Below are 25,627 nucleotides of genomic sequence, written 5' to 3'. Positions count from 1 at the left end.
TTGATGTCTCGCGCCATTATGACATAGCCGCCGGCGGTTGCGATGGCGCTGGCGCCGGACCTCCCGTCCGGCTCGACTGAAGCAGCACACGCCTGCCGGTGGCCCAGCGGGCGGCCCGCCGTCTCGTCGAGCGGCGGCGCCACTACACCCTCACGCCACCCTCACGACACCGTCACAATAAAGCGCCGTTCCACACAGGCACGCGCTGTCGGCGCAGCAGGCTCGCCGTCTCGTAGAGCGGCAGCCCCACCACCGCGGAATAGCTGCCTTCGACGCGCTCGACGAAGATCGAGGCGAGCCCCTGGATGGCGTAACCGCCTGCCTTGTCGGCAGGCTCACCGGTGCGCCAGTAGGCGCGAATCTCGTCGTCCTGGAGCTCACGCATCAGCACATCGCTGACGACCGTTGCCTCGAGCACCCCGGCGGGTCCGCTGACCGCCACCGAGGTCATCACCTGATGCCAGCGCCCGGACAGCGAGCGCAGCATGACAAAGGCGTCCTCGGCGTCGACAGGCTTGCCGAGAATCTCGCCGTCGCGCACCACCGACGTGTCGGAGCCCAGCACCGGCAAGTCGAGGCCCGTCTCACGCCAGGCCTCGGTCTCGGCTTCTGCCCCAGCCCCAGCCACGGCCTTGGCCCGGGCCAGGCGGGCGACGTAATCCCGGGCCGGTTCACCAGGATGCGGCGTCTCGTCGATATCCACCGGCGCGATCTCCACCGCCACACCGATGCTCGCCAGCAGCTCACGCCGCCGGGGCGAGGCCGAGGCCAGGCGCAGCACCGGGGAGTTCACATCAGCATCGAGGGGCTCACTCATCGCTTGCGTCTCCAACGCTTTCGTGGGGGCTCAGGTCATGAGGGATTCAGGTCTTGGCGGAACGCCGGCCGATGGCCTTGAACAGGGTCGCCAGCCAGGGCCACAGCGCCGCCCCGATCAACGATGGCATCAGAAACGACAGGTGCATGGAAAACGGGCCGAACAGAGTACGCAGCCACTGTTCCACCAACTGCACCAGTCCCAGCAAGACGAAGATCAGCACCGCCTGCTGGAGCAGCGAGTAGGTCCTGAAGCGGGGATATACCAGCGCCGAGAGGAAGGCCAGCAACGACAGCGTCAGCGCGCTCTGCCCGAGCGGCGCCCCTTCGATGAGGTCCAGCAGCAGGCCCAGCACGAAACCATGAAAGACGCCCACCCGGTCGGGCTGTGCCATGCACCAGTACAACAGCATCAGGCCCAGCCAGTCGGGCCGCCAGACCTGCCAGCCGTCGGCCATGGGCATGACCTGCAGACACAGCGCCAGAGACAGGGTCAACCATACCCACACCAGGCTGACGCGAGGGGTAGCGGCCATCAGTCGTCCTCCTCGTCTTGCTCGGGGGGCGTCAACAGCTCACCCAGGCGGCGGGCTGCCTCGACGGCCTCGGGGTCCAGCTCCGGGTGCCAGCGTCCTCGCGAGACGTCGAGCGCAGGCTCCGGCGGAAACAGCAGAAGGAAGTGACGCGAGCGCTGCAACTGGGCGACGGGAGCGGCGCTGACCGTGGCGAAGGGCTCGCCAGGATCGTGACTGACGTCGCTGACCCTGGCCACCGGATAACCCGCAGGAAAGCGTCCGGCCAGGCCGGAGCTCATCAGCAGGTCACCGACGCGAATGTCGGCGGTATCCGGCACGTGCAGCACCTTCAGCGCGTCGTAGCTGCCGGTACCCTGGATGATGAAGCGAAGCCCGTTGCGATTGACCTGGATCGGCAAGGCGTGACTGGCATCGGTAAGCATCAGCACGCGGCTGGAGTAGGCGGAAAGCTCGCTGACCTGACCGGCGATACCGGAGGAGTCCATCACCGGCTGACCGACATAGACGCCATCGCGGCGGCCACGATCGATCACCATCTGGTGGGTGAAGGGGTCGGGATCCAGCGACAGCAGTTCGGCGGTGAGGTAAGGCACCTCGTGATCCCGGGCGGCGTCGAGCAGCTCGCGCAGGCGCACGTTCTCGGCGGTCAGGCTGGCCATGCGCTGTACCCGATGGGACAGGGTCAGCAGCTGCTCGCGCAGTCGCGCGTTCTCTTCCACCAGCGAGCGTTGCTCGGACAGCGCCAGGGCGCCCCAGTTGAGCACGTCACTGGGCAGACTGACGGCCCACTGGATCGGCGCCACCAGCGTCGACAACTGGGCACGCACCGATTCCATTCGGGTGAAGTGGGTATCGACAAACATCAGCCCGCCCGCGAGCACCGCACACAACAGCATGCGGTACCCGGGCACGGAGCCATGCGAGAACAGCGGTTTGATAGGCCGACTCCCTGGAGGTCCTGGGCCAGACGTCGTCAGTCGCTGGAGAGCAGCTCGAAGGTGTGCTGATCGATCATCTCCAGCGCCTTGCCGCCACCACGTGCCACGCAAGTGAGCGGGTCATCGGCGACCACCACCGGCAGGCCGGTCTCCTCGGCGATCAGCTTGTCCAGATCACGCAGCAGCGCGCCACCACCGGTCAGCACCAGGCCGCGCTCGGCGATGTCTGATGCAAGCTCGGGCGGTGACTGTTCCAGGGCGCTCTTGACCGCCGACACGATGGAGCCCAGCGGCTCCTGCAGGGCGTCGAGGATCTCGTGGGAATTGAGGGTGAAGCTGCGCGGAATGCCTTCGGCCAGGTTGCGACCGCGCACGTCGATTTCGCGCAGCTCGCCGCCCGGATAGGCACAGCCGATCTCTTCCTTGATGCGCTCGGCGGTGGCTTCGCCGATCAGGCTGCCATAGTGGCGCCGTACATAGGAACTGATGGCCTCGTCGAAACGATCGCCGCCGATGCGGATGGACTCGGAATAGACCACGCCATTGAGCGAGATGATGGCGATCTCGGAGGTACCACCACCGATGTCGACAACCATCGAACCCTGCGCCTCTTCCACCGGCAGCCCGGCCCCGATGGCCGCGGCCATGGGTTCCTCGATCAGGAAGACTTCACGGGCACCGGCGCCCTCGGCGGACTCCTTGATGGCGCGACGCTCGACCTGCGTGGACATGCAGGGAACGCACACCAGGACCCGGGGGCTCGGCGTCAGGAAGGTGCTCTGATGCACCTTGCGGATAAAGTACTGGAGCATCTGCTCGGTCACGGTGAAGTCGGCGATGACGCCGTCCTTCATCGGACGAATGGCGGTGATGTTTCCGGGGGTGCGGCCCAGCATGCGCTTGGCATCGGCGCCGACCGCAGCAACGCTGCGCATGTTGCCGGACTGCCGAATCGCGACCACGGAGGGTTCATCCAGGACGATCCCGCGATGACGCACATAGATGAGCGTATTGGCCGTCCCCAGGTCGATCGACAGATCGCTGGAAAACACACCTCGTAAACGTTTGAACATGGATAAAGATACCTAGTGCAGACCGGAAACCCTGTGCGGACGCAAACGGTATCACTGACCCCCCCTAGCGGCAAGCGTGATGCGCGTCTCCCTTGACCGGCAAGACCTGCCCGACGACGCGCGAATGTGGTACCTTCTGCGGTCATTTCATGGACCCCTTCCGTCGAGGAATTGATCATGGCGCTTGAACACGCCGAGGTCCTCCGTGCCGCTCACCTGGCCCGGATCGACCTTTCTGAGAATGACGCAGCCCACTATCACGACGATCTCGGCCGGATCCTGGAGATGGTCGATCAGCTCCAGGCGCTCGACACCGAAGGCGTCGCCCCGCTGGCTCACCCCCTCGATGCCACCCAGCGCCTGCGCGCCGACGAGGTCACCGAGAACGACCAGCGCGAGCACTTCCAGCGCTGCGCTCCCCAGGTCGAGAATGGCCTGTACCTGGTGCCGCGGGTCGTCGAGTGACCCCGCGCCCCACCCTTCTCGACATTGGATTCACGCATACAGGGAGCCAGGCCCATGCATGACAGGACACTGACCGAGATCAGCCAGGCGCTCGACGCCGGCGAGATCTCCAGTCGCGAGCTGACCCAGGATCTGCTCGGACGCATCGACCGCCTCGACGGCACACTCAACAGCTTCGTCAGCGTCACCGCCGACCAGGCGCTCGAGACCGCAGAGGCCGCCGACCAGGCCCGCGCCCGCGGCGAAGCCGGCCGCCTGACCGGCGTGCCGCTGGCACTCAAGGACATCTTCTGCACCCAGGGGGTCAAGACCAGCTGCGGCTCGAAGATGCTCGACAACTTCGTCGCCCCCTACGACGCCACCGTGGTGGAAAAGCTCAAGGCCGCCGGCACGGTCAGCCTGGGCAAGACCAACATGGACGAATTCGCCATGGGCTCCTCCAACGAGTCGAGCTTCTATGGCCCGGTCAAGAACCCCTGGGATCTTGACGCCGTCCCCGGCGGCTCCTCCGGCGGCAGCGCCGCCGCCGTCGCCGCGGGCCTGGTGCCGGCGGCGCTGGGTACCGATACCGGCGGCTCGATCCGCCAGCCGGCCGCCTTCTGCGGCATCACCGGGCTCAAGCCGACCTATGGCCGGGTCTCGCGCTACGGCATGATCGCCTACGCCTCGAGCCTCGATCAGGGCGGCCCCATGGCCCGCAGCGCCGAAGACTGCGCCCACCTGCTCAACGTCATCGCCGGCCATGACGTGCGCGACTCCACCAGCGTGGCCCGCGGTGTTCCCGACTACACCGAGGAGCTCAGCGCGCCGCTGTCCGGCCTCAAGATCGGCCTGCCCAAGGAATACTTCGGCGACGGCCTCGATGCCGGCGTCAACCAGGCCATCGGCGAAGCGATCAAGGTCTACGAATCGCTCGGCGCCAGCGTGCGAGAGGTCAGCCTGCCCCACACCGCCTACGCCATCCCGGCCTACTACGTGATCGCACCGGCGGAGGCCTCCTCCAACCTGTCGCGCTACGACGGCGTGCGCTTCGGCCATCGCTGCGACAACCCCGAAGACCTCATCGATCTGTACAAGCGCTCCCGCGCGGAGGGCTTCGGCGAGGAGGTCAAGCGACGCATCCTGATCGGCACCCACACCCTGTCCGAAGGCTTCTTCGACGCCTACTACAAGAAGGCCCAGCAGGTTCGGCGACTGATTCGACAGGACTTCCTCGACGCCTTCGAAGAGGTCGATGTGCTGATGGGCCCCGCCGCGCCGACCCCAGCCTTCGACCTGGGCGCCCAGAAGGACCCAGTCTCGATGTACCTGCAGGACATCTACACCATCGCCGTCAACCTGGCGGGCATCCCCGGCATCAGCGTTCCGGCGGGCTTTGCCGGCAAGCGTCCGGTGGGCCTGCAGGTCCTCGGCACCCACTTCGCCGAGACCCGTCTGCTCAACGTGGCTCACCAGTTCCAGCAGGCCACCGACTGGCATTTGAAGCGTCCCGAGATGTCCGAGGAGAACTCCTGATGCAGTGGGAAACCGTCATTGGTCTCGAGGTGCACGTCCAGCTCGCGACCCGCTCCAAGATCTTTTCCGGCTCTTCCACCGCCTTCGGTGCCGAGCCCAACACCCAGGCCAATGCCGTTGATCTGGGCCTGCCCGGCGTGCTGCCCGTGCTCAACGAGCAGGCGGTGGCGATGGCGTTGAAATTCGGCCTCGGCATCCATGCCGAGATCCCCGAGGTATCGGTGTTCGATCGCAAGAACTACTTCTACGCCGACCTGCCCAAGGGCTACCAGACCAGCCAGATGTACCATCCCATCGTCGGCGCCGGCGAAGTGGAGATCTGCCTGGAGGACGGCGAGAACAAGATCATCCGGGTGCACCACGCCCACCTCGAGGAAGACGCCGGCAAGTCGCTGCACGAGGACTTCCACGGCATGACTGGCATCGACCTGAACCGGGCCGGCACGCCGCTGCTGGAGATCGTCTCCGAACCGGACATGCGCTCGGCCAAGGAGGCGGCGGCCTACCTCAAGGCGATCCACTCCATCGTCACCTATCTCGGCATCTCCGACGGCAACATGGCCGAAGGCTCGATGCGCTGTGACGTCAACGTCTCGGTCAGACCCAAGGGTCAGCAGGAATTCGGCACCCGCGCCGAGATCAAGAACGTCAACTCCTTCCGCTTCGTCGAGCGCGCCATCGCCTACGAGGTCGAGCGCCAGATCGAGCTGATCGAGGACGGCGGCAAGGTGGTGCAGGAAACCCGCCTTTACGACCCCGAGGCCGACGAGACCCGCAGCATGCGGACCAAGGAAGAAGCCAACGACTATCGCTACTTCCCCTGCCCCGACCTGCTGCCGGTGGTGCTCGACTGCGCCTACGTCGACCACCTGCGCGAGAGCCTGCCCGAGCTGCCCGCCGAGAAGCGCGCGCGCTTCCAGAGCGAGCTGGGACTGTCCGCCTACGACGCTGGCGTGCTGTCAGCCAGCCGCGAGATGGCCGAGTACTTCGAGCAGGTCAAGGACATCTGTGGCGACGCCAAGCAGGCCGCCAACTGGGTCCAGGGCGAGCTGTCCGGCGCGCTCAACCGTGACGGACTGGACATCTCCGACAGCCCGGTCAGCGCCGAGCAGCTCGGCGGCCTGGTCAAGCGAGTGATCGACTCGACCATCAACGGCAAGGCCGCCAAGCAGGTGTTCCAGGCGCTGTGGAACGGTGAAGGCGACAGCGCCGACGCCATCATCGAGGCCAAGGGCCTGAAGCAGGTCACCGACACCGGCGCCATCGAGGCCATGGTCGACCAGGTGATCAGCGACAGCCCCGCCCAGGTGGCCCAGTACCGTGACGCCGAGCCCGACAAGCGCGGCAAGATGATCGGCTACTTCGTCGGCCAGGTGATGAAGGCCTCACGCGGCACCGCCAACCCCCAGCAGGTCAACGCCCTGCTCAAGGAAAAGCTCGACGCCCTGTGCTGATGGGCGCTACGGCGACCACCGGCGATGGCAGCGCCATCGCCGGCTTCCACTGGCTTTACCCAAGGAACCCGCGATGTCGGACGATGTCGGTACCCGCCTGAGGGCCCTGCGAAACCTGCGCAACATCTCCCAGCGCGAGCTGGCCAAGCGCTGCGGGGTGACCCATTCCAGCCTGTCGCTGATCGAACAGGGCAAGGTCAGCCCCTCGGTCAGCTCGCTGAAAAAGATCCTCGACGCCATCCCGATGAGCGTCGGCGACTTCTTCACCATGGATCTGGAGAGCAAGAACCAGGTGTTCTACAGCGCCGACGAACTGACCGACATGGGCAGCGGCGACGTGGTGTTCAAGCTGGTGGGCGCCAACCGCGAGTCGCGCGCCCTGTCGTTTCTGATCGAGACCTACCCCCCGGGTACCGATACCGGCCGCGAGATGATCACCCACCAGGGCGAGGAAGCCGGGGTGGTGCTCGAGGGCGAGATCGAGATCACCATCGGTGCCGAGACCCGGGTACTTGGCGCCGGCGAGGCGTACTACTTCGACACCAATGTGCCCCACCGCTTTCGCAACCCCAGCGAGACCCTCTGTCGGCTAGTCAGCTGCACCACCCCGGCGCGAGCCTTCTAGCGAGCGGCGAGTACCGTGGCGTCGGCTTAGCGGCGCCCCAAGGCAAGGTCTCCGCAACCCCGGCGCCTACCCAGTGCCTGCCGGCTGGTCAGCTGCACCACCCCAGCGCGAGCCTTCTAGTAGCGTCGCTCGGACACTGACAGCCCCCTACCCTTCGGCACTGCCCGCCCTGCAAACCACAAAAAAGGCCACGCAAGGCGTGGCCAATCAGGGAGTCATCTCCCATCAGTGCGCGTTGATGACATCGGACCGGGAGTCTAGTTCAAGGCGATCCAGACGCTCTTGAGTTCGGTGTATTCGGCCAACGAGTGGTGCGACTTGTCGCGGCCATTGCCGGACTGCTTGACCCCGCCGAAGGGCACGCTCTGGTCCCCGCCTGCCCAGTTGTTGACGAACACCTGGCCCGACTGCAGACGACGACTGACCCGCATGATGCGGTCGACGTCCTGACTCCACACCCCGGCAGCCAGCCCATAGACCGAGTCGTTGGCCAGGGCGATGGCCTGCTCTTCGCTGTCGAAGCCGAACACCGACAGCACCGGGCCAAAGATCTCTTCACGCCCGATCGTCATGTCCTCGGTGACACCGTCGAACACCGTCGGCTGGATGAACAGCCCCGGCCCGTCGAGCGCCTCGCCGCCGGCACGCAGCCGTCCGCCTTCTTCCTGCCCCTGGCGAATGAAGTCGAGGATGCGGCGGTGCTGGGTCGCATCGACAATCGCCCCCATGAAGCTCGACGGGTCCAGCGGATCCCCCGGCTGCATCGACTCGGCCGCCGCCAGCAGGTGCTCGATAAAGGCCTCGCGCACACTGTTCTCGACCAGCAGCCGCGAACCGGCGATACACACCTCCCCCTGGTTATGGAAGATCGCCTCGGCGGCGTGGTGCGCCACCTGCGCGAGATTCCTGCAGTCGGCGAACACCAGATTGGGGCTCTTGCCACCGCACTCCAGATAGACCCGCTTGAGGTTGGACTGCCCGGCGTACTGCATCAGCTGCTTGCCGACCGCGGTGGAGCCGGTGAAGGCCAGACAGTCGACGTCCATCGACAGCGCCAGCGCCTTGCCCACGGTGTGACCATAGCCCGGCAACACCTGCAGCACGCCGCGTGGCAGGCCGGCCTCCTGGGCCAGAGCAGCCAGACGAAGCGCCGACAGTGGCGACTTCTCCGATGGCTTGAGGATGACGCTATTGCCGGCGGCCAGGGCCGGTGCGATCTTCCAGGCGGTCATCATCATCGGGAAGTTCCAGGGCACGATGGACGCCACCACCCCGATCGGCTCGCGCAGCACCAGCGCGAGCGCCTCTTCGCCGGTGGGCGCGACCTCGCCATAGAGCTTGTCGATGGATTCGGCCTGGTGACGCATCGCACCGATGGCGCCGGCCATGTCACCCAGCGCGCTGGTGATCGGCTTGCCCATGTCCAGGGTATCGAGCAGCGCCAGTTCGTCGCGGTGGGCCTCCATCAGCTCGGCCAGCCGCAGCAGCACCCGCTTGCGCCGGGTCGGCGCCAGGCGCGACCATTCACCACCATCGAAGGCGCGCCGGGCGTGGGCAACCGCCAGCTCGGCATCGGCCTGATCACAGCTTGCGACCCGCGCCAGTACTTCCCCCGTGGCGGGGTTGATGGTCTCGAAGGTCTCGCCGCTGGCGGCGTCGACGAAGCGATCATCGATATAGGCGCGGGTTTCCAGCCGCGCCGTCAGGGTGTCGGCCACGGCCTGCCAGCCAGCCTTGTCGAGGGGACGACTCATGCATCAGCCTCCTCGGCGGCGGTGATCTCGACGCCCTGGGCGGTCAGCCGGCGCAGCGTCTCGTCCAGCGCCTCCCGGGCCAGACGCACCAGTTCGTCGATTTCATCGTGGCTGATCACCAGGGGCGGTGAAATGACCATGGTGTCTCCCACCGAGCGCATCACCAGGCCTGTCTCGAAGCAGATATCGCGACACAGGTTGCCCACCGCCAGCGACTTGTCGAAGCGTTTGCCGCTGTCCTTGTCGGCGACGATCTCCAGGGCGCCGATCAGACCCAGCGAGCGCGCCTCGCCGATCAGCGGGTGGGACTCCAGGGACTTCCAGCGCGTCGCCAGGTAAGGCCCCAGATCATCACGCACCCGCTCGACCACGCCTTCGGCCTGCATCAACTCAAGGTTCTTGAGCGCTACCGCGGCGCACACCGGATGCCCCGAGTAGGTGAAGCCGTGGTAGAACTCGCCGCCCTCGTCGATCAGGGTGTCGGCGACACGATCACCGACCAGCACCCCACCGATCGGCAGGTAGCCGGAGGACAGCCCCTTGGCGATCGGCATCAGGTCAGGCTTGAGGTCGTAGTGAACGCTGCCGAACCACTCGCCCAGACGGCCGAAACCACAGATCACCTCGTCGACCACCAGCAGAATCTGGTGGCGCTCGAGCACCTCCTTGATCGCCGGCCAGTAGCTGTCCGGGGGAATGATGGCGCCGCCGGCACCCTGTACCGGCTCGGCGATAAAGGCCGCGACCTTGTCGGACCCCAACTCCTGGATACGCGCCTCGAGCGCCGCGGCGCAGGCACGACCGAAGGCCTCCGGGGTCTGATCACGCCCTTCGCCGAACCAGTAAGGCTGACGGATGTGGGTAATACCCGGCACACAGGGACCACCCTGCTCATGCATCGGCGCCATGCCGCCCAGGCTCATGCCGGCCACGGTGGAGCCGTGATAGCCGTTTTCGCGACCGATGATCCACTGCTTTTCTGGCTGGCCCTTGAGCGCCCAGTAGCGACGCACCATCCGCAGCACGGTGTCGTTGGCCTCGGAGCCGGAACCGGTGAAGAACACCCGATTCATGTGCGCCGGTGCCAGTCGACACAGGGTCTCTGCAAGCTCCACCGCCGGTGGATGGGTGGTCTTGAAGAAATTGTTGTAGTACGGCAGCTGGGTGAGCTGCTCGCTGGCGGCGTCCACCAGCTCCTGACGCCCATAGCCGAGGTTGACGCACCAGAGTCCCGCCATGCCATCGAGGATGCGATGCCCATCCGCGTCCTGGATGTAGACCCCCTCGGCGTCAACGATGATACGACTGCCTTCCTCCCCAAGCGCCTTGAAGTCGGTGAAGGGGTGCAGATGGTGTTCGCGATCGAGCTCTTTGAGCCGTGCGGCGCCTGGCGAGGTCATGGCCAAGTCTCCCGATATTGGTGAGTTGCTTTGTTATGGTTTACTCAACATAACCACCCTTCTCGTGAAAGCCAAGCCTAGCGCAGCATTTCCTTAGAAAAAAACCATAAGTCACTGATTACTAGTCTACGACCATCGTACAATGTCGATATTTTTTATTTTTAACCACAAAAAAAATTGACAACCAATGGCCAAACGACCAACTTTCATTGACGCCAAACGGCGCTCTCCACACCTTCCAACAACAACCGGGGCCACCATGAAACCACCATGTCCTTCGCCGACGGGCCGGCGAAAAACCCGATGCGTGCCTTTGCTCTTGCTGTCGCTCTTGCTGCTGTGGGCGAGCCTTTCCACCGTCCAGGCAGCACCCCAGCTGAGCGGCCCGGACATCCTGCTCGAAGGGGTCGCCACCGACGTCGAGGCCAGCGGGCTTGATCCCGACCGCCCCTGGCACATCGACGACGGCACTCGCCGCCATCCGCTCGAGGTCGACGCCGACGGGGTCGCGACGCTCAGCCTGACCGTCACCGACGGCCCTCGCACCCTGTCGCTTTACGACGCCTCCGACACCCCCGCCGCCACCCTCGAACTCGACCCTGTTCCCGCCTGGCTCTCGCTGCTGCCTGCCCTGACCGCCATCACCCTGGCGCTGGCCTTCCGCCAGGTCATCCTGGCGCTGTTTGCCGGGCTGTTGCTCGGCGGCTGGGTGCTCCACGGCATGAACGCCGGCGCCCTGCTCGGCGCCTTCGGTGACTCGGTCAACGTCCACGTGCTGTCCGCCGCCAGCGACAGCGACCATATGTCGATCGTGCTGTTCTGCCTGCTGATCGGCGGCATGGTCGGCATCATCTCGCGCAACGGCGGCACCCGCGGCATCGCCGAGCGCATCGCGCGAGTGATCCGTGGACGACGCCAGGCGCAGAATTCCACCGCGCTTTTGGGTCTGGCCATCTTCTTCGACGACTACGCCAATGCCCTGATCGTCGGCAACACCATGCGCCATATCACCGACCGCGTGAGGATCTCGCGAGCCAAGCTGGCCTACCTGGTGGACAGTACCGCCGCACCGGTGTCCGCGATCATGCTGGTGACCACCTGGATCGGCTTTCAGGTCGGACTGATCAGCGAGGCGATGGATGCCATCGATGACTGGAACGAGTCCGCCTACTCGGTGTTCATCAACGCCATTCCCTACAACGCCTACCCGATCCTGGCACTCGCCTTCGTCTTCCTGGTGGCCTGGAGCGGTCGTGACTTTGGCCCCATGCTCACCGCCGAGCGCAAGGCACTGTCCGAGCCCGGCGCCCGCCAGGCAATGAGCAGCCGGGAAGCCATCGTCGAGGAAGCCGACATCCCCACCAAGGAAGGCATTCCCACCCGGGCGCTGAACGCGGTGATACCAATGATCGTGCTGGTGGCGATCACCCTGGGCGGGATCTACGCCACCGGCCTCGCTGCCCTCGGTGGCGGCGACCATCAGCTGCGCGACATCTTCGGCGAGGGCGACTCCTTCAGCGCCATGATGTGGGGTTCGCTGGCGGCCTGCGTGACGGCGGTGATCATGACCCAGGCGCAGCGACTGATGAGCATGACCGAAACCGCCCACTACTGGTTCGAGGGCGTCAAGTCGATGCTGCTGCCGATCACCATTCTGATGATGGCCTGGGCACTGGCGAGCGTGAACGAGGACCTGCACACCAGTGACTTTCTGGTCACGGTGCTGGGCGATAGCCTGTCACCGCAGTGGATGCCGGCGGTGATCTTTGGCCTGGCCGGCTTCACCGCCTTCGCCACCGGTTCGTCATGGGGTGTCATGGGCATCATGATGCCGCTGGTGGTACCGCTGGCCTGGGCCGTACTCGAGCACAATGGCATGGCCGGCACCGCCGAAGGCATGCCGCTGCTGTACGCCTCGGTGGCGGGAGTACTGGCCGGCGCGGTGTGGGGCGATCATTGCTCGCCGCTGGCCGAGACCACCCTGCTTGCGGCCATGGCCAGCGGCTGTGATCTGATCGACCACGTCAGGACGCAGCTACCCTACGCCATGCTGGTCGGCATCGTGGCGCTGCTGTTCGGCGCACTCGGCACCGGTTTCGGCCTGCCCTGGTGGCTGGGCCTGGCGGGAGGCGTCGCCACCCTGACCGCGGTGCTGTTCACCCTGGGCCAGCGCGCGACCGCGGCAACGAAGGTAGCGACGGCCAGCGACGCCAGCGCCTGAGCGCCTGAGCGCCTGAGCGCCTTCGGGCGCTGGCGAGCCAGCGCCCGCTCCGTCCAGCGTGACGACTTCCACTACCTCTACCTCACAACGACAGCGCCGCCCTCCTGGGGCGGCGCTTTCGTTGGGACGACTTCAGGTGTTGTGACGACTTCAAGTGTTGTGACGACTTCAAGTGTTGTGACGACGTTGCGAAAGGGTGCCAGCACGACGTGGTGACCCTGTGACTACGGCACCGCTGTCATCTGCTAAGCGATAGGTCGCCAGGAGGCCTGGGTCGATGACCCCGTCGCAGGCTTACTCCTGCTCTTTCATCATCTCCTGACGTTTTTCGGTGGCGGCCGCACTGCCTTCGAGCAGTTCGGCGTTGTAGCCATCCATCTTGCCCTCGGCATTGCCCGGGTCCGAAGTGCCCTCGAGCATTTCCTGACGCTTCTCGGTAGCCGCGGCGGACCCTTCCAGCAAGGCCTCGTTGGTCTGATCCATCATGCCTTCACCGGGCTGAGAAGTGGCCGCCTGCTCTTCCATTTCCTGGCGATGCTCATCCTGGGCACTAGACTCCGCCAGGGCCGTCGCCGCGCCCAGAGACAGCAGCGAACCCGCAAGCACCAGCATCAAAGACGAACGCTTGATCACCATGGTCTTCTCCTTCGATTCCTTGAGAGGGGGCATCCAACTGCGAGCATCAGGGGCGATCCTCACCGTTTGAGCATAGAAGGATCTCTATGCCTGTCGAGGCAGCGGACAGCTTTTCCCCACCGACAGTGGTAAGTCGGCACAGTATTCATCGAAGCAGGCAGAACTCAGCGTCAAACACACCGCCTGGCTGACGTCATTGACCAACTCGGCACGACGCCGACGCCCAGGACATTAGGCGCTGTCCGAAAAGTCGACGAGCGAAGGTTAGACAAGGCAAAAATCGGTGAGAAAGCGCAGTTTACGGGGTGTAAATGAGCATTTTGATCCGATTTTTAACGCCGTATTACCGAGTGCAGGCACTTTTCAGACAAGCCCTAGTGCGTCGCACAGGCAGCAGCAAAGCCCTTGAAGATGGCGTCATACAGCGGATGGGACTGGGGCTCCCACTCCGGATGCCACTGCACCGCCAGGGTGAACCCCGGCGCGTCAGCCACCGAGATGGCCTCCACCAGCCCGTCCGGCGCCAGCGCCTCCACGCGCAGCCCCTCACCAAGTCGATCGACACCCTGCTGATGCAGCGAGTTGACCCGCGCGCTGGCCTCGGGGTAAAGCGCGGCCAGACGGCCGCCTGGCTGAATCTCGAGGTCGTGTACCGGCGCATACTGCTCGGCCTTTTCACCCTCCGGCTCGCGGTGATCGAGCCGCCCCGGCACCCGCTGCACCGCCTGGTGCAGGCTGCCGCCGAAGGCCACGTTGAGCTCCTGAAATCCTCGACAGATGCCCAGGAGCGGCAATTGCTGCTCCAGCGCCAGCGGCACCCAGCTCATGGCGGCGGCGTCGCGATCCACGTCGTCCCGGGTATTCTCCGGTTCGCGTTCGGCACCGTAGCGCTCGGGCAGTACGTTGGTGTAGCTGCCGGTCAGCACCAGTCCATCGAGGCGCGCCAGCAGCGCCCGGGCATCTTCCTGGCCCTGCCCTTGCCACACCGGCAGCATGATCGGTTCAAGACCGTAGTCACGCAGGGCGCGCAGATACTTGTCGGTCACCATGTGGGCCGGGTGACCCTCGACCTCTCGACGGCAGGCGATGACGCCAACCAGCGGACGAATGTTCATCGAACTCCTCGCAGCTCTATCCGTTGTTATGGTTTCCTCAACATACCTTGGTCGGATTTTCTTGCCAAGCCCGGCGCCGAAAATCTTGACAGAAAGACTACCAACTACTTGTTTTTACTAACTTAAATAAAACAAAAGACCACTCGTCACCTCGACAAGCCCCTCACCTCTACGCGTAAATAATTTGACACCATGGCCCGGTCAGCGAAACACTAGCCACATCACAACGAACCAACAAAAGGTGACAGCATGGGCACCCCCAGCGTCGACGAAGCTCGCGACTTTCTGGCCCGACATCCCGAGGTCGACAGCGTAGACCTGCTGATCAGCGACATGAACGGCGTGCTGCGCGGCAAGCGCATCCCCTGTGACAACCTCGAAAAGGCCTACGCAAGCGGCATCCAGCTCCCCGGCTCAGTGTTCGCCCTCGACATCACCGGCAATACCGTCGAGGAAACCGGGCTGGGACTCGACATCGGCGATCGCGATCAGGTCTGCCGTCCCGTTCCCGGCACCCTGATGGTCACACCCTGGCAGCGCAAGGGACGCCAGGCGCAACTGCTGATGAACATGCGCGACGACCAGGACGGCCCCTTCTTCGCCGATCCCCGCAACGTGCTGGCGCGCCAGGTCGAGCGACTGGCCGAACGCGGCCTCAAGGCGGTGGTCGCGCTGGAGCTCGAATTCTATCTGGTCGATCGCCAACGCGACGAGATGGGTATGGCCCAGCCCTGCCGTTCCCCGGCCAGCGGCGAGCGGGCGAGCGATAGCCAGCTATATTCGATCAACGAACTCGACGAGTACGCCGACTTCCTCGAGGAGGTGCACGCCGCCGCCCAGCTACAGCAACTGCCGCTGGACACCGCGCTCAAGGAATGCGCCCCGGGGCAGTTCGAGATCAACCTGATCCACGGCGATGACGTGATGAAGGCCTGCGACAGCGCGGTGCTGCTCAAGCGCCTGATCAAGGGCGTGGCACTGCGCCACGGTTTCGAGGCCACCTTCATGGCGAAGCTCTACGGCGGCGAGGCCGGCAACGGCATGCACGTCCACATGAGCCTGATCGACGAAAGCGGCGACAATGTCTTCGCCGACAGCGATGGTGACCCGCTGGGGACCCCTGCCTTGCGTCATGCCATCGGTGGCCTGATGGAGCTGATGCCTGCTTCTATGGCGCTGTTCGCGCCCAATCTGAACTCCTTCCGACGTTTCCAGCCCGGCCTCTATGTGCCGATGACGCCGACCTGGGGCTACGATAACCGCTCGGTGGCACTGCGGATCCCCTCTGGAGCCAACGCCGCCCGCCGGGTAGAACATCGAGTAGCCGGAGCCGATGCCAACCCCTATCTGCTGCTGGCCACCCTGCTGGCCTCGGTCTGTCACGGTCTGGATACCGCTGTCTCGCCGGGGGAGCCCGTCACTGGTAACGCCTACCGCCAGTACGAGCCCACCCTGACCAACAGCTGGTCAAAGGCCCTCGACCTGCTGGAGCACAGCGAACCCCTCGGAGAAGCCTTCGGCCAGGCGTTTCTCAAGGTGTTTCTGGCCAACCGTCGCGCCGAGCGCGAACTGGCCATGCAAAGCGTCAGTCGCCTGGAGTACGACTGGTACCTGCGCCACGTCTGAGCGCGGGAAATCACGACGCTATCGCCCCGGACTCCCGTACCGGGCGGGGACGCCCTGTGCGCTCGCCCGGCACGAACGCTAGAACCCGATATAACTCACAGCAATCACGGGTACCTCCCCTCATGACAACCACAACGCCCCTTGTCATCGATCCAGGCCTCGCACTGGAGGTGACGCCATGACCCAGACCAACGCACCGTCCACCCATCCCTTCGCCCCCGGCAAGCCCAGCCAGAAAGGCAAGGGTCGCACCTTTGCCATGGTCGCAGGACTCATTGCCCTGGTGGCCGGCCTGACCTTCCACCACGAAGCCGGCACCCCCTTCGGCTGGATCAGCCTGGTGCCTTCGCTGATCGTGCTGGTGGTGGCGATTGCCACCCACAGGACCCTGGAGGCCCTGGCCATCGGCGCGCTGTCCGGGCTTATCCTGATCGAGCCGAGCGACTATATCGGTGCCCTGGCCGACGTCTCGCTGTCGGTCATGATGAACGAGACCATCGCCTGGCTGATCCTGGTATGCGGCCTGATGGGTGGCTTTATCGCCATGCTCGAGAAGTCCGGCTGCACCCTGAGCTTCAGCCACTTCATGAGTCGCCTGGTCAAGACCCGCCGTCAGTCACTGCTGTGCACTGCGGTACTGGGACTCTTGATCTTCATCGACGACTACCTCAATGCGCTGGCGACCTCGGCGGCGATGAAGCGGTTGACCGACCGTTTCGGCGTATCGCGGGAAAAGCTTGCCTATATCGTCGACTCCACCGCCGCCCCGATCTGCGTCCTGGTGCCGATCTCGACCTGGGCGGTGTACTTTGCCGAGCTGCTGGAAACCAACGGCGCCACCGATGGCCCAGGCATGTGGCTGTACATCCAGTCGATTCCCTACATGCTGTATGGCTGGGTCGCCATGGGCCTGGTCTTTCTGGTGGCCATGAGCATCGTGCCGGATCTTGGCCCGATGAAGACCGCCGAGGCCCGCGCCCGCGCCGGCCAGACGATTCCCGACGGCGCCCCGGATGAGCCGCTTGGCGACGACACCCCGCGTGGCAACCCCTGGCTTGGCCTGTTCAACTTCGTCGCCCCGATGGCGGTACTGATCGGCGCCAGCGCCTACTTCGAGATCGACCTGCTCAAGGGCGTCATCGCCGCCACCCTGTTCACCATCGTGCTGTTCCTGGTGCAGCGCCTGTCCACCTTCTCGAGCCTGATGGACTCGATCATGGACGGCTTTCGCACCATGATGCTGCCGTTGGCCATCGTCGCCGTTGGCTTCGTGCTCAAGGAGGTCAACGACCAGCTTGGCATGACCCAGTTCATGATCGACTCCCTGGCGCCCTACATCACCCCGGCGCTGCTGCCGGCCATCGTCTTTATCTCCATGGCGGTGGTGGTGTTCGCCACCGGATCGTCCTGGGGCGTGTTCGTGATCTCGATCCCCATCGTGATCCCGATGGCCGCCCATATGGAGGTGTCGATGCCACTGGTGGTGGGCGCCCTGCTGTCGGCCTCGAGCTTCGGTAGCCACGCCTGCTTCTTCTCGGACTCCTCGGTACTGTCATCCCAGGGCAGCGGCGTCCTGCCGATGCAGCACGCCCTGACCCAGCTGCCCTACACCCTGATCGGGGCAACCGTCACCAGCCTCGGCTTCGTGGCGCTGGGCTACGCGCTGGTGTAACGAAACCGGGAGCGCAATGCGCTCCCGGTTTTCGTATCGCGAAACACGCCTAGATCGAAGAAAGACCGTACTTGTCGAGTAGCTCCACCAGCATCCTGCCGCTATTTACCCGGTGCTCCCGGTGATGGTCCCTGGCGGCGATGACGTCACCATTCTGAATGGCCTGGACAACGGCCCGATGGTCGTTGTTCGATGACGTCGGCCGTGGCCGTAGTCCCAGGGTCAACATGCGCACACGGTGGGACTGATCCCAATAGGTGTTGACGATGGTGGCGATGCGGCGATTGCCGCACAACTCCACCAGCAGCAGATGGAATCGCTCGTCCGCCGCTGCCCAGCGGGTCAGGTCGTCATCGGCCAGGGCGTCGTCCATCTCATCCACCGCATCCATCAACTGGCCGAGCTCCTGGTCGGACAATCCGCGTCGTGCCAGCAACTCGACCGCCTGGGTCTCGAGCGCCGTCAACACATCGTATATCTCGACCATATCCTCGGCCGATACCGGCAACACTCGCATACCGTGGCGCGGCCTGATTTCCACCAGCCCTTCATTGGCCAGCCGAATCATTGCCTCTCGCACGGGCGTCCGGCTCATGTCGAGCAGTTCCGCCAACTCCTTCTCGAGGCGGAAGGATCCCGAGGAAAACTCGTTGTCGAGTATCCGACGCTTTATCTCGTAGTACGCCTTTTCCGGCAGCGACAGCTTGTCCCCCGGAGGCCCCTCGCCCCTGCTCGCCGGCACGGATCGAGAAGACGTGTCTCTTGAGTTCATCGCTGCAAATCCTCAGCTTCCACAGACGTCACTGGACACACGAAGCCGCCTGCCTTCTCTGGCAGAGGTGTAGACAGCCTCTTCGATGTTCATGTTGGCGAGATAGTCAGACGCGGTATTTGCCAACCTCGACCGCCCCATCAGGCCATCCACCACATGGCGGCTGAACCGATACACGCAGTCCCCGCCAAAACCGTGATCCACCCACTCATAGTCGATATCCTGCCACAGATTTTCCCCGTGCCTTCTGTAACCCAGGGTGCCATCGCCTCTCAGCACCAGCACACCCTCGCTTCCTTCGATGGTCATTTCGCCCATGGTCAGCCGCCGGTTTTCGGCGCAATGATCGGACAGGCGGTTGCCATCCAGAACGGCGCGAACGCCACCGGCACACTCCATGATGACATGCCCCGCATCCTCACCGGCGATAGCCGGGTTGAGGCGCCTCAGTTCGGCATAGACAGCGGACACCTCGCCGAAGAGATAGCGAAAGGTGTCGATCCAATGTATCCCGGTCTCGTGGATCAGAAACCGCTCCATCTTCTGAAAGTACGGCTGCCTCTCCAGATAGGCCTCCGGCCCCTGTCCATCTCCAGGGCGCAGCCGGAACGTCGCCTGATAGATCTGCCCCAGCTTGCCCGCGGCAATCTGCCGCTGGATCTCCTCGTACCAGGGCTGAAACCGGACGTTTTCATGAACGATCAGTTCAATCCCGCTTTGCTCGGCCAGGGCGGCGGCTTGGTGCGCCTCCTCCAGGCTTTTGCAGAACGGCTTCTGGCAGATCACGTTCACCCCGCGCTCCGCCGCCAGGCGGATCAAGGCCAGGTGTGAAGAGGGCGGCGTGATGATATCCAGCACGTCGGCGCGCGCTTCCTCCAGCATCGCCAGGACATCCGAGTAGACCTCCCAGCCCCCATGACGCTTGGCCACCTCCCGAGCACGAGAGGTGTCCTGATCACACACGCCCACCACCTGAACCTCGGGGATGCGTGACCAGGCGTCATATTGAAACTGGCTGAAGTATCCGGCGCCAACCGCCGCCACCCTTAGCTTTTCCATCAACAACCTACCTCCTGCGACCTGCCATTGTGAGCGGCGCACCACCCAACCATCAAAAGCTACTGGATCGGAAGCTCGACCAGCTGGGCCATGACCGCCTCGAACACCGCGGTCGTACCGGCATCCCCGCCCAGCTCGCAGGTCACCAGGGTGCCAGTGGCAAAGGCAGCGTCCACGGCCCCTCGCAGCAACTTGCCTGCCTTCAGCGCCGGCTCACAGTCGTGCTTCTCTCCCAGCCACTCCAGCATCATCACACCGGACAGCACCATGGCCGTTGGATTGGCGAGGCCCTTGCCAGCGATATCCGGCGCACTGCCATGGCATGGCTGAAAGACCGCGTGATCATCGCCGATGTCCGCAGAAGGCGCGTAACCCATGCCACCGATCAGACCGGCGCCCAGGTCGGACAGTATGTCGCCGAACATGTTCTCGGTGACCATCACGTCGAGATCCCAGGGCCTGGTGACCATGTTGAGCGCCGCCGCGTCCACGTACATGTGGTCGCAGTCGAGCTGCGGATGCGCCTCGGCCCGCTCGTCGAAGATCTTGCGGAAGAAGGCAAAGGACTTGAACACATTGGCCTTGTCGACACAGGTCACCCTGCCCTTCCCCCCCTGGGCCTGGCGGCTTTGTCCCAGCGCCAGGGTGAAGTCGAACAGTCGCTGACTCACATCCCGGGTGATGACCAGGGTATCGCACGCTTCCTCGTCGCCCTTGATCTCGCCCCTGCCGTGAGACGCAAACAGTCCCTCGGTGGATTCCCGCACGATCACGAAGTCGAGTTCGTGGGCGCTGGGGTTATTGAGCATCGGCTGAAGCCCGGCGATAGTGCGCACCGGCCTGACCCCGGCGTACAGGCCGAAACGGAAGCGGAAGTCGATCTGTGGCGAGATCTCGGTGCCATCCGGATAGCGAACGTCCGGCAGCCCCATGGCACCCAGCAGGATCGCATCGGCTTCATCGGCACGCTTCAACGAGGCCTCGGGAAGCGACTCCCCTGTATCCCTGAAGTGGGCGGCACCGGCAGGCAGCTCCTCGAAGCTCGCCGATACGCCCCCGACCCGCGCCATGGCTGCCTCCAGCAGCGTGACGCACGGCTTCATGATTTCCTGGCCAATGCCGTCACCGGGAAAGACAGCGATGGAAAAGTGGGTCTTGTTGGTCATTTGACAGCCTCTCGCTATTGTTGGTTGTTACTTGAAGAAGTCAGGCATCGGCGCCGGCGAGTGCCGAACGCAATCGGGTCAAGGGAGCACGCCAATGGATCGGCGCCACGCCGCGCACTGGCGCCTGAAACGAGGCAAGGCGGTCCCCCAGCAGGCAGCCAAGGTAAGCCCGATCGAGGTCGCGGCCGCCAAATGCCAGGCTCGATACGTGACCGAGTCGACGACTGACGACGCCATCCAGGTGAGGGCGACCCATCCGACCGGCGTCAAACGCCTCCTCCACTTGCTTGAGATAGGCCTCGTCGCTGTCTTCCAGCACGACACTCTGCTCCCCGGTCGGCGAGACCCGGATGACCCGATTGCTGACGATACTGGTGATCCAGACCCCGCCTTCGACATCGAAGGTCACCCCATCGGGGAAGGTGCCAGGGCCGAACTCACAGACGGTCTGGCGCTCGCCGAGTCGTCCCTTTTCCTCCACGGAAAAACGGCTCAGCCGGCGGGCAAAGGTTTCATTGACGTAGAGCCACCGGCCATCGGGGTGCAGGGCGCACTCGTTGGTGTAACCCAGGCCATCGGCGACGATTCTGGCGTCACTGCCATCGGCGTTGGCCAGAGCAATAAAACCGTCGGCCACCGCCGCGCTGTACCCCTTGGCGCGGGGCTGCTGACGGGTGCTGACGGTGATCCAGAGGCGGCCGGCGCCGTCTCGATGAACGAAGTTGGTGGGAGGCAGGGCGACACCGTCGATCTCGGTCACCAATGGCTCGAGGGCGCCGTCGACGTGCAGCCGGAAGACGCCCCCCTGGTCTTCGCCCAGATGGGTCGCGATCACACCGCCGTCGTCTTCCAGAGCAATACCGTTGGGACGAAGCTGGAAGCCCTGCTGGTTCGACAGGATGCGAAGGGCCGGCGCGCGATCTGCATGGCGGAAGATCGCCACGCCACCGCTGTCGGTCCAGTCTGCAGTCATCAGCAGGCCACTCGAATGTGTCAGCACGCATTCGGGCCGACTCAAGTCGCCACCGCTATAGTCCAGCGCTTCGAGTTCGATCATGTTGTTCCTGGGTCTCGTTGTTCTGTTCTTGCGTTGGTCAGTCTTCTTGTTGTTCCGGGATTTCGATGTTCCGAGGGACCGTTTCTGTGGCCCTTTCACCAGCGTTTGACGACCAACTCGTTAACGTATACATTAACACATGCACAAAGCCGGTCAAGACCAGACCGCGTCAGCCACCCGGGCGACCGGCACAACAACAAGCGACGAGGAAGCCAAATGAAACGTCATGTCACGCCAGCAATCGCCCTGCTCATGGGCCTCTCCTTTCACGCAGCCGCCGCGGACTACCCCGAACGCGACATCACCAATGTGGTCGTGTGGTCGGCCGGCGGCGGCACCGATGTCGCAAACCGGGTCGTCAGCGCAGAAATGAATGCCTTCCTTCCCAGGCGCATCAACGTGGTCAACAAACCGGGCGGTGTCGCCGGCTCCATCGGCATGAGCCATGTCAGCAACCAGCCTGCCGACGGCTATACGTTGGCAGGTCTGTCCGAATCCAATGTCGCCGCGGCGGTCCAGGGCGGCTGGGAAAATACCTTCGACAGCTGGTACCCCTTCATCATCGGGGGATCGCCGGACCTGATCTCCGTGGGCAGCAATTCGTCCTATACCAGCCTGGAAGAACTGGTGGAGGCGGCCTCCAGCGGCGACGTCACCATCAAGGCAGCCGCGGGGGGCTCGGGCTCCGTTCATCACCTCAATCTGCTCGCCTTCGAGAAAGGCACGGGGGCAGATCTCAACTTCATTCCCTACCCGGGTTCCGCGCCGGGCCAGAACGCCGCCATCACGGGTGAAGTCAGCGTGGTCATCACCTCTCTTGCCGAGCAGCAGCAACTGATTGCGGCTAATCGACTTCGGCCCCTGGCGGTGTTGACCGATAGCCCGGTCGACATCGAGGGAACCGGTGAAATCCCCTCTGCCTTCGACAGCTATCCGCAGTTGAAGGAATATCTGCCTATTCGACAGACCATCGGTTTTGCCGTCCGCGACGATGCCCCGGAGGAGGTCAAGGAGACCCTTGAACAGGCGTTCGAGCAGGCACTGGAAACCGACGCGGTAAAACAGTGGGCAGAGGACAACTACTTCCAGTTGTCCGGCAAGACGGGAGAAGAAGCCTCGGAGGAATTCTCTCGGCTCGAGTCCCTCTTCTCATGGACGCTGTATGACCTGGAGTCTGCTTCCATCAATCCGGAGGAATTGAATATTCCAAGGCCCTGATCGCGACTTCTTCGTTCCCGATAACCGAAGGCCCGGAGGCAATCGTTGCCTCCGGGCATTTTCCGGGCCACGTCAATACCTCGTAGAACATCAGGTTCACTGGACACATCATGGTTGACAGCAAACAGCTCCCTGACCCCGAGAATCAGGCAGGCGCCGCTTTCTCGGGGAACGACGAACTCATCCAGCGGCGACGCCGCGATTTCTTCACGAGCCTGGCACTGCTGCTGCTGGCATTCGCCATGCTCGCAAAATCCCTCACCTTCCCCATGACCGACAGCTACGGCGGTGTCACCAACGCCTGGTACGTTTCCCCCGCGCTCTTCCCCCTGTCGATCGCCGTCACCCTGGGGTTGGTGTCGCTGCTGTTACTGCGACGCGCCATCCTCGATGGCGGCGCCAGACGCAGACAGAGCGCCTCGAAGGGCCGATCGAAGGCGTCCTTTCCAGCTTCTGCATCCTGTCGTGTGGCCGTGATCATGGCCTTTATCGGTCTGTACGTTTACTCGTTCGTCCCCAGCGTCGATTTTGCACTGGCCAGCGCCCTCTTCCTCTTTCTCTTCATCACACCTTTCTATATCGAAAAGGTGGCTCTCATTCCCCTGACACTGGTCGGCGCCGTCATCGCTTGCGTGCTCATCACACTACTGAGCCATCGGCCAACATCTCAGCAGTACGCCCTGGATCTGGTAGCTATCGCCACGCTTCTGACAGTCGCCACCATCGCATGGTGGTTGCTGCGCCATTCGCCTAGCGAATGCAGGAAACTGCGCACCGTCGTGCTGGTCAGCATTGGCGTTCCCCTGGTGCTGGTACCGATCTTCCGTTTCTTCCTGCTGGTACCACTCCCGGTGGAAGGTCTGGTGATAGACACCATGCAAGCCCTCGCCAGCCACCTGACGGCCCAAGGTTAAGGAGACACTCGCATGGACTTTATCGCGCAGCTTTCGGTATTCGCGCATGCCATCTGGCAGATCCTTACCAACCCCGCCATGGTGGCGCTACTGCTGGGGTCGAGCTTCCTGGGTATCATCTTCGGGGCGCTTCCCGGCCTGACCGCGACGCTCGGGGTCGCCCTGCTGACCACGCTGACCTATTCGATGGACCTTCAGACGGCACTGATCTCGCTGATCGCCATGTACGTAGGGGCGGTCTACGGTGGGTCCTACCCGGCCATTCTCATCAATATCCCCGGCACCGCGGCGGGCGCCGCCACCGCCATGGACGGCTACCCCATGGCCCAACGGGGGGAAGGCGGCAAGGCGCTCGGCATGACCACCACCGCGTCCTTTATCGGCACCCTGATCGGCATGGTCGCGCTGATCGCCCTGGCACCGCTGATCTCCGAGGCTGCGCTGCAGTTCACGTCCTATGAATTCTTTCTTCTGGCGCTCTTCGGCATCATCATCAGCGGCACCCTTACGAGCAAGGACCTGGTCTACAAGGGATGGATCGCCGGACTGCTGGGCCTTGCGCTATCGACGATCGGTCGCGACCAGCTTCAGTTCTTCCCCAGGTTCACCTTCGGCCTGCCGGAGCTGGACGGCGGCATCGAGGTCGTTCCGGTGTTGATCGGCGCCTTTGCGATCCCGCAGATCATTCGTACCCTGCGCGACAGGGTAGCCCTCGGCAGTCCCCAGCCCGTCAAGCGCGTCCTGCCCGAATTCCGTGCGGTCTTCCGCAATCTGCGCCACGTCATCCGTTCGGCGTTCATCGGCGTGGGTATCGGTGCCGTCCCCGGCGTCGGCGAGGATATCGCCGGCTGGGTGTCCTACGGCACCGCCCAGAACTCCTCTGCCCACCCTGAACGCTTCGGCAAGGGCGAACCTGCCGGCCTGGTCTCGTCGGAAACAGCCAACAATGCCTGTATTGGTGGTGCGCTCATTCCTCTGACGACCCTCGGCATTCCAGGTAGCCCGCCGGCGGTGATGCTGCTTGGCGCGTTGATGCTGCACGGCCTGAACCCGGGTCCGATGATCGCCATCACCCAGCCCAACTTCCTGGTCGAGCTCACCGCCATCATCGCCCTCGCCTCCCTGGCCATGTGGATCAACGGCATGTTTCTGGCCAAGCACGTCATCAAGGTGCTGCGGGTACCCTCGTCAATCTTTCTGCCGATTGTCGCGGTGCTGTCGGTCATCGGGTCCTACGCGCTGGGCCTCAGCCTGCTGAATCTCTACCTGATGGTGCCGATCGGCATCGCCGCCTACTTCCTGGGAGAGATGGACTATCCCATTTCGCCTCTGGTCATCGGCGTCATTCTGGGCCCGATGGCGGATGAAAACCTGCGCCGCGCCCTGATGGTGTCCGAGGGCAGCCTGATGGGATTCTTCGAGCGACCGGTGTCGCTACTGCTGATCGCCGTGATCGTGCTGACCATCGCGTCTCAGATCCCGGCCTGGAAGCGCTATCGCAGCCGCCTTTGGAAAAAATTCAGAGGGCGTGCGCTAGCTGGCAAGCCAGCGCATGGCGCCGACGACACTCAGTAGCGTCACATCGACAAGGAGAC

Annotated in this window: 22 protein-coding genes; 10 read left to right on the top strand and 12 right to left on the bottom strand. The window is 64.0% G+C overall.

All coding sequences use genetic code 11. The features are described from left to right. Positions 1 to 172 precede the first annotated feature (172 nt). The 4 genes from NFH97_RS16790 to NFH97_RS16775 form a co-directional block, all read right to left on the bottom strand. Positions 173 to 817: a Maf family protein gene (locus tag NFH97_RS16790; RefSeq protein WP_348814456.1), complete on the bottom strand. Its 645-nt coding sequence runs from the start codon at positions 815 to 817 to the stop codon at positions 173 to 175. Positions 818 to 863: 46 nt separating this feature from the next. Next, on the bottom strand, positions 864 to 1,352 hold the full coding sequence (gene mreD / locus NFH97_RS16785) for a rod shape-determining protein MreD (protein WP_045993054.1): 489 nt from the start codon (positions 1,350 to 1,352) through the stop codon (positions 864 to 866). Beyond that, the gene (gene mreC / locus NFH97_RS16780) at positions 1,352 to 2,248 is read right to left on the bottom strand and encodes a rod shape-determining protein MreC (protein ID WP_045993053.1); all 897 of its coding nucleotides are present in this window, start codon (positions 2,246 to 2,248) and stop codon (positions 1,352 to 1,354) included. The genes mreD and mreC overlap by 1 nt, the downstream gene beginning before the upstream one ends. Before the next feature lie 77 nt (positions 2,249 to 2,325). Next, positions 2,326 to 3,363 carry a rod shape-determining protein gene (locus NFH97_RS16775; RefSeq protein WP_045993052.1) on the bottom strand — a complete coding sequence of 346 codons (1,038 nt, stop codon included), beginning with the start codon at positions 3,361 to 3,363 and terminating at the stop codon, positions 2,326 to 2,328. Positions 3,364 to 3,540: 177 nt separating this feature from the next. Here NFH97_RS16775 and gatC point away from each other — a divergent pair, with 177 nt between their 5' ends. The 4 genes from gatC (at position 3,541) to NFH97_RS16755 (ending at position 7,422) form a co-directional block, all read left to right on the top strand. Further along, positions 3,541 to 3,828: an Asp-tRNA(Asn)/Glu-tRNA(Gln) amidotransferase subunit GatC gene (gene gatC, locus NFH97_RS16770; RefSeq protein ID WP_045993051.1), complete on the top strand. Its 288-nt coding sequence runs from the start codon at positions 3,541 to 3,543 to the stop codon at positions 3,826 to 3,828. Between the two features lie 54 nt (positions 3,829 to 3,882). Beyond that, complete coding sequence (gene gatA, locus NFH97_RS16765) at positions 3,883 to 5,343, top strand: Asp-tRNA(Asn)/Glu-tRNA(Gln) amidotransferase subunit GatA (protein WP_349625190.1); 1,461 nt, start codon at positions 3,883 to 3,885, stop codon at positions 5,341 to 5,343. Then, the gene (gatB, locus tag NFH97_RS16760; protein ID WP_108132890.1) at positions 5,343 to 6,797 is read left to right on the top strand and encodes an Asp-tRNA(Asn)/Glu-tRNA(Gln) amidotransferase subunit GatB; all 1,455 of its coding nucleotides are present in this window, start codon (positions 5,343 to 5,345) and stop codon (positions 6,795 to 6,797) included. Before gatA ends, gatB begins: the two co-directional genes overlap by 1 nt. A 73-nt stretch (positions 6,798 to 6,870) precedes the next feature. After that, complete coding sequence (locus NFH97_RS16755) at positions 6,871 to 7,422, top strand: cupin domain-containing protein (RefSeq protein ID WP_045993048.1); 552 nt, start codon at positions 6,871 to 6,873, stop codon at positions 7,420 to 7,422. A gap of 257 nt (positions 7,423 to 7,679) precedes the next feature. Here the strand turns inward: NFH97_RS16755 and NFH97_RS16750 are convergent, their stop codons facing one another. Then, a complete protein-coding gene (locus NFH97_RS16750) occupies positions 7,680 to 9,176 on the bottom strand; it encodes an aldehyde dehydrogenase (RefSeq protein ID WP_349625189.1) in 1,497 nt (498 codons plus the stop codon). Next, positions 9,173 to 10,576: an aspartate aminotransferase family protein gene (locus NFH97_RS16745; protein WP_349625188.1), complete on the bottom strand. Its 1,404-nt coding sequence runs from the start codon at positions 10,574 to 10,576 to the stop codon at positions 9,173 to 9,175. The genes NFH97_RS16750 and NFH97_RS16745 overlap by 4 nt, the downstream gene beginning before the upstream one ends. A gap of 307 nt (positions 10,577 to 10,883) precedes the next feature. On the opposite strand from NFH97_RS16745, the gene NFH97_RS16740 reads away from it, so the two are divergent. Beyond that, a complete protein-coding gene (locus NFH97_RS16740) occupies positions 10,884 to 12,797 on the top strand; it encodes a Na+/H+ antiporter NhaC family protein (RefSeq protein ID WP_349625187.1) in 1,914 nt (637 codons plus the stop codon). Positions 12,798 to 13,091: 294 nt separating this feature from the next. Here NFH97_RS16740 and NFH97_RS16735 read toward each other — a convergent pair whose 3' ends face one another. Together NFH97_RS16735 and NFH97_RS16730 are read right to left on the bottom strand one after the other, a co-directional pair. Next, entirely contained in the window at positions 13,092 to 13,433 is a 342-nt protein-coding gene (locus tag NFH97_RS16735; RefSeq protein WP_349625186.1) for a hypothetical protein, read from the bottom strand. Positions 13,434 to 13,807: 374 nt separating this feature from the next. Beyond that, positions 13,808 to 14,548: a gamma-glutamyl-gamma-aminobutyrate hydrolase family protein gene (locus NFH97_RS16730; protein WP_253552121.1), complete on the bottom strand. Its 741-nt coding sequence runs from the start codon at positions 14,546 to 14,548 to the stop codon at positions 13,808 to 13,810. A 249-nt stretch (positions 14,549 to 14,797) separates the two neighbouring features. On the opposite strand from NFH97_RS16730, the gene NFH97_RS16725 reads away from it, so the two are divergent. Continuing rightward, positions 14,798 to 16,174 (top strand): glutamine synthetase family protein, encoded by a 1,377-nt coding sequence (locus NFH97_RS16725; RefSeq protein WP_349625185.1) that lies wholly within the window; start codon positions 14,798 to 14,800, stop codon positions 16,172 to 16,174. 178 nt (positions 16,175 to 16,352) lie between these two features. Next, the gene (locus NFH97_RS16720; RefSeq protein ID WP_213227262.1) at positions 16,353 to 17,846 is read left to right on the top strand and encodes a Na+/H+ antiporter NhaC family protein; all 1,494 of its coding nucleotides are present in this window, start codon (positions 16,353 to 16,355) and stop codon (positions 17,844 to 17,846) included. 49 nt (positions 17,847 to 17,895) lie between these two features. Here NFH97_RS16720 and NFH97_RS16715 read toward each other — a convergent pair whose 3' ends face one another. The 4 genes from NFH97_RS16715 to NFH97_RS16700 are packed head-to-tail and all read right to left on the bottom strand — an operon-like array spanning position 17,896 to position 21,900. After that, on the bottom strand, positions 17,896 to 18,618 hold the full coding sequence (locus tag NFH97_RS16715) for a GntR family transcriptional regulator (RefSeq protein WP_108448972.1): 723 nt from the start codon (positions 18,616 to 18,618) through the stop codon (positions 17,896 to 17,898). Positions 18,619 to 18,630: 12 nt separating this feature from the next. After that, positions 18,631 to 19,677, bottom strand: coding sequence for a Gfo/Idh/MocA family protein (locus NFH97_RS16710; protein ID WP_349625511.1), 1,047 nt, complete (start codon positions 19,675 to 19,677; stop codon positions 18,631 to 18,633). A gap of 59 nt (positions 19,678 to 19,736) precedes the next feature. Further along, positions 19,737 to 20,843, bottom strand: coding sequence for an isocitrate/isopropylmalate dehydrogenase family protein (locus NFH97_RS16705; protein WP_349625184.1), 1,107 nt, complete (start codon positions 20,841 to 20,843; stop codon positions 19,737 to 19,739). Positions 20,844 to 20,883: 40 nt separating this feature from the next. After that, positions 20,884 to 21,900 (bottom strand): SMP-30/gluconolactonase/LRE family protein, encoded by a 1,017-nt coding sequence (locus tag NFH97_RS16700; protein ID WP_349625183.1) that lies wholly within the window; start codon positions 21,898 to 21,900, stop codon positions 20,884 to 20,886. A gap of 216 nt (positions 21,901 to 22,116) precedes the next feature. On the opposite strand from NFH97_RS16700, the gene NFH97_RS16695 reads away from it, so the two are divergent. From NFH97_RS16695 to NFH97_RS16685, 3 genes are all read left to right on the top strand, one after another. Then, positions 22,117 to 23,118 (top strand): tripartite tricarboxylate transporter substrate binding protein, encoded by a 1,002-nt coding sequence (locus tag NFH97_RS16695; protein ID WP_108448968.1) that lies wholly within the window; start codon positions 22,117 to 22,119, stop codon positions 23,116 to 23,118. Positions 23,119 to 23,228: 110 nt separating this feature from the next. Then, a complete protein-coding gene (locus NFH97_RS16690; protein ID WP_349625182.1) occupies positions 23,229 to 24,032 on the top strand; it encodes a tripartite tricarboxylate transporter TctB family protein in 804 nt (267 codons plus the stop codon). A gap of 12 nt (positions 24,033 to 24,044) precedes the next feature. Further along, positions 24,045 to 25,607 carry a tripartite tricarboxylate transporter permease gene (locus tag NFH97_RS16685; RefSeq protein ID WP_349625181.1) on the top strand — a complete coding sequence of 521 codons (1,563 nt, stop codon included), beginning with the start codon at positions 24,045 to 24,047 and terminating at the stop codon, positions 25,605 to 25,607. Positions 25,608 to 25,627 lie beyond the last annotated feature (20 nt).

This window comes from Halomonas sp. SCS19 (assembly GCF_040147015.1).
Lineage (GTDB): Bacteria > Pseudomonadota > Gammaproteobacteria > Pseudomonadales > Halomonadaceae > Halomonas > Halomonas litopenaei.
The sequence above is the reverse complement of the archived record's forward strand: the minus strand, read 5'-3'. Positions and strand labels throughout refer to the sequence as shown.

Coding starts and splice junctions, on each gene's coding strand:
- NFH97_RS16695 (WP_108448968.1), top strand. CDS start 22,117: ATGAAACGTCATGTCACGCCAGCAATCGCCCTGCTCATGGGCCTCTCC.
- NFH97_RS16705 (WP_349625184.1), bottom strand. CDS start 20,843: ATGACCAACAAGACCCACTTTTCCATCGCTGTCTTTCCCGGTGACGGC.
- NFH97_RS16755 (WP_045993048.1), top strand. CDS start 6,871: ATGTCGGACGATGTCGGTACCCGCCTGAGGGCCCTGCGAAACCTGCGC.
- gatC (WP_045993051.1), top strand. CDS start 3,541: ATGGCGCTTGAACACGCCGAGGTCCTCCGTGCCGCTCACCTGGCCCGG.
- NFH97_RS16775 (WP_045993052.1), bottom strand. CDS start 3,363: ATGTTCAAACGTTTACGAGGTGTGTTTTCCAGCGATCTGTCGATCGAC.
- gatB (WP_108132890.1), top strand. CDS start 5,343: ATGCAGTGGGAAACCGTCATTGGTCTCGAGGTGCACGTCCAGCTCGCG.
- gatA (WP_349625190.1), top strand. CDS start 3,883: ATGCATGACAGGACACTGACCGAGATCAGCCAGGCGCTCGACGCCGGC.
- NFH97_RS16725 (WP_349625185.1), top strand. CDS start 14,798: ATGGGCACCCCCAGCGTCGACGAAGCTCGCGACTTTCTGGCCCGACAT.
- NFH97_RS16735 (WP_349625186.1), bottom strand. CDS start 13,433: ATGGTGATCAAGCGTTCGTCTTTGATGCTGGTGCTTGCGGGTTCGCTG.
- NFH97_RS16685 (WP_349625181.1), top strand. CDS start 24,045: ATGGACTTTATCGCGCAGCTTTCGGTATTCGCGCATGCCATCTGGCAG.
- NFH97_RS16710 (WP_349625511.1), bottom strand. CDS start 19,677: ATGGAAAAGCTAAGGGTGGCGGCGGTTGGCGCCGGATACTTCAGCCAG.
- mreC (WP_045993053.1), bottom strand. CDS start 2,248: ATGCTGTTGTGTGCGGTGCTCGCGGGCGGGCTGATGTTTGTCGATACC.
- NFH97_RS16790 (WP_348814456.1), bottom strand. CDS start 817: ATGAGTGAGCCCCTCGATGCTGATGTGAACTCCCCGGTGCTGCGCCTG.
- NFH97_RS16690 (WP_349625182.1), top strand. CDS start 23,229: ATGGTTGACAGCAAACAGCTCCCTGACCCCGAGAATCAGGCAGGCGCC.
- NFH97_RS16745 (WP_349625188.1), bottom strand. CDS start 10,576: ATGACCTCGCCAGGCGCCGCACGGCTCAAAGAGCTCGATCGCGAACAC.
- NFH97_RS16730 (WP_253552121.1), bottom strand. CDS start 14,548: ATGAACATTCGTCCGCTGGTTGGCGTCATCGCCTGCCGTCGAGAGGTC.
- mreD (WP_045993054.1), bottom strand. CDS start 1,352: ATGGCCGCTACCCCTCGCGTCAGCCTGGTGTGGGTATGGTTGACCCTG.
- NFH97_RS16715 (WP_108448972.1), bottom strand. CDS start 18,618: ATGAACTCAAGAGACACGTCTTCTCGATCCGTGCCGGCGAGCAGGGGC.
- NFH97_RS16700 (WP_349625183.1), bottom strand. CDS start 21,900: ATGATCGAACTCGAAGCGCTGGACTATAGCGGTGGCGACTTGAGTCGG.
- NFH97_RS16720 (WP_213227262.1), top strand. CDS start 16,353: ATGACCCAGACCAACGCACCGTCCACCCATCCCTTCGCCCCCGGCAAG.
- NFH97_RS16750 (WP_349625189.1), bottom strand. CDS start 9,176: ATGAGTCGTCCCCTCGACAAGGCTGGCTGGCAGGCCGTGGCCGACACC.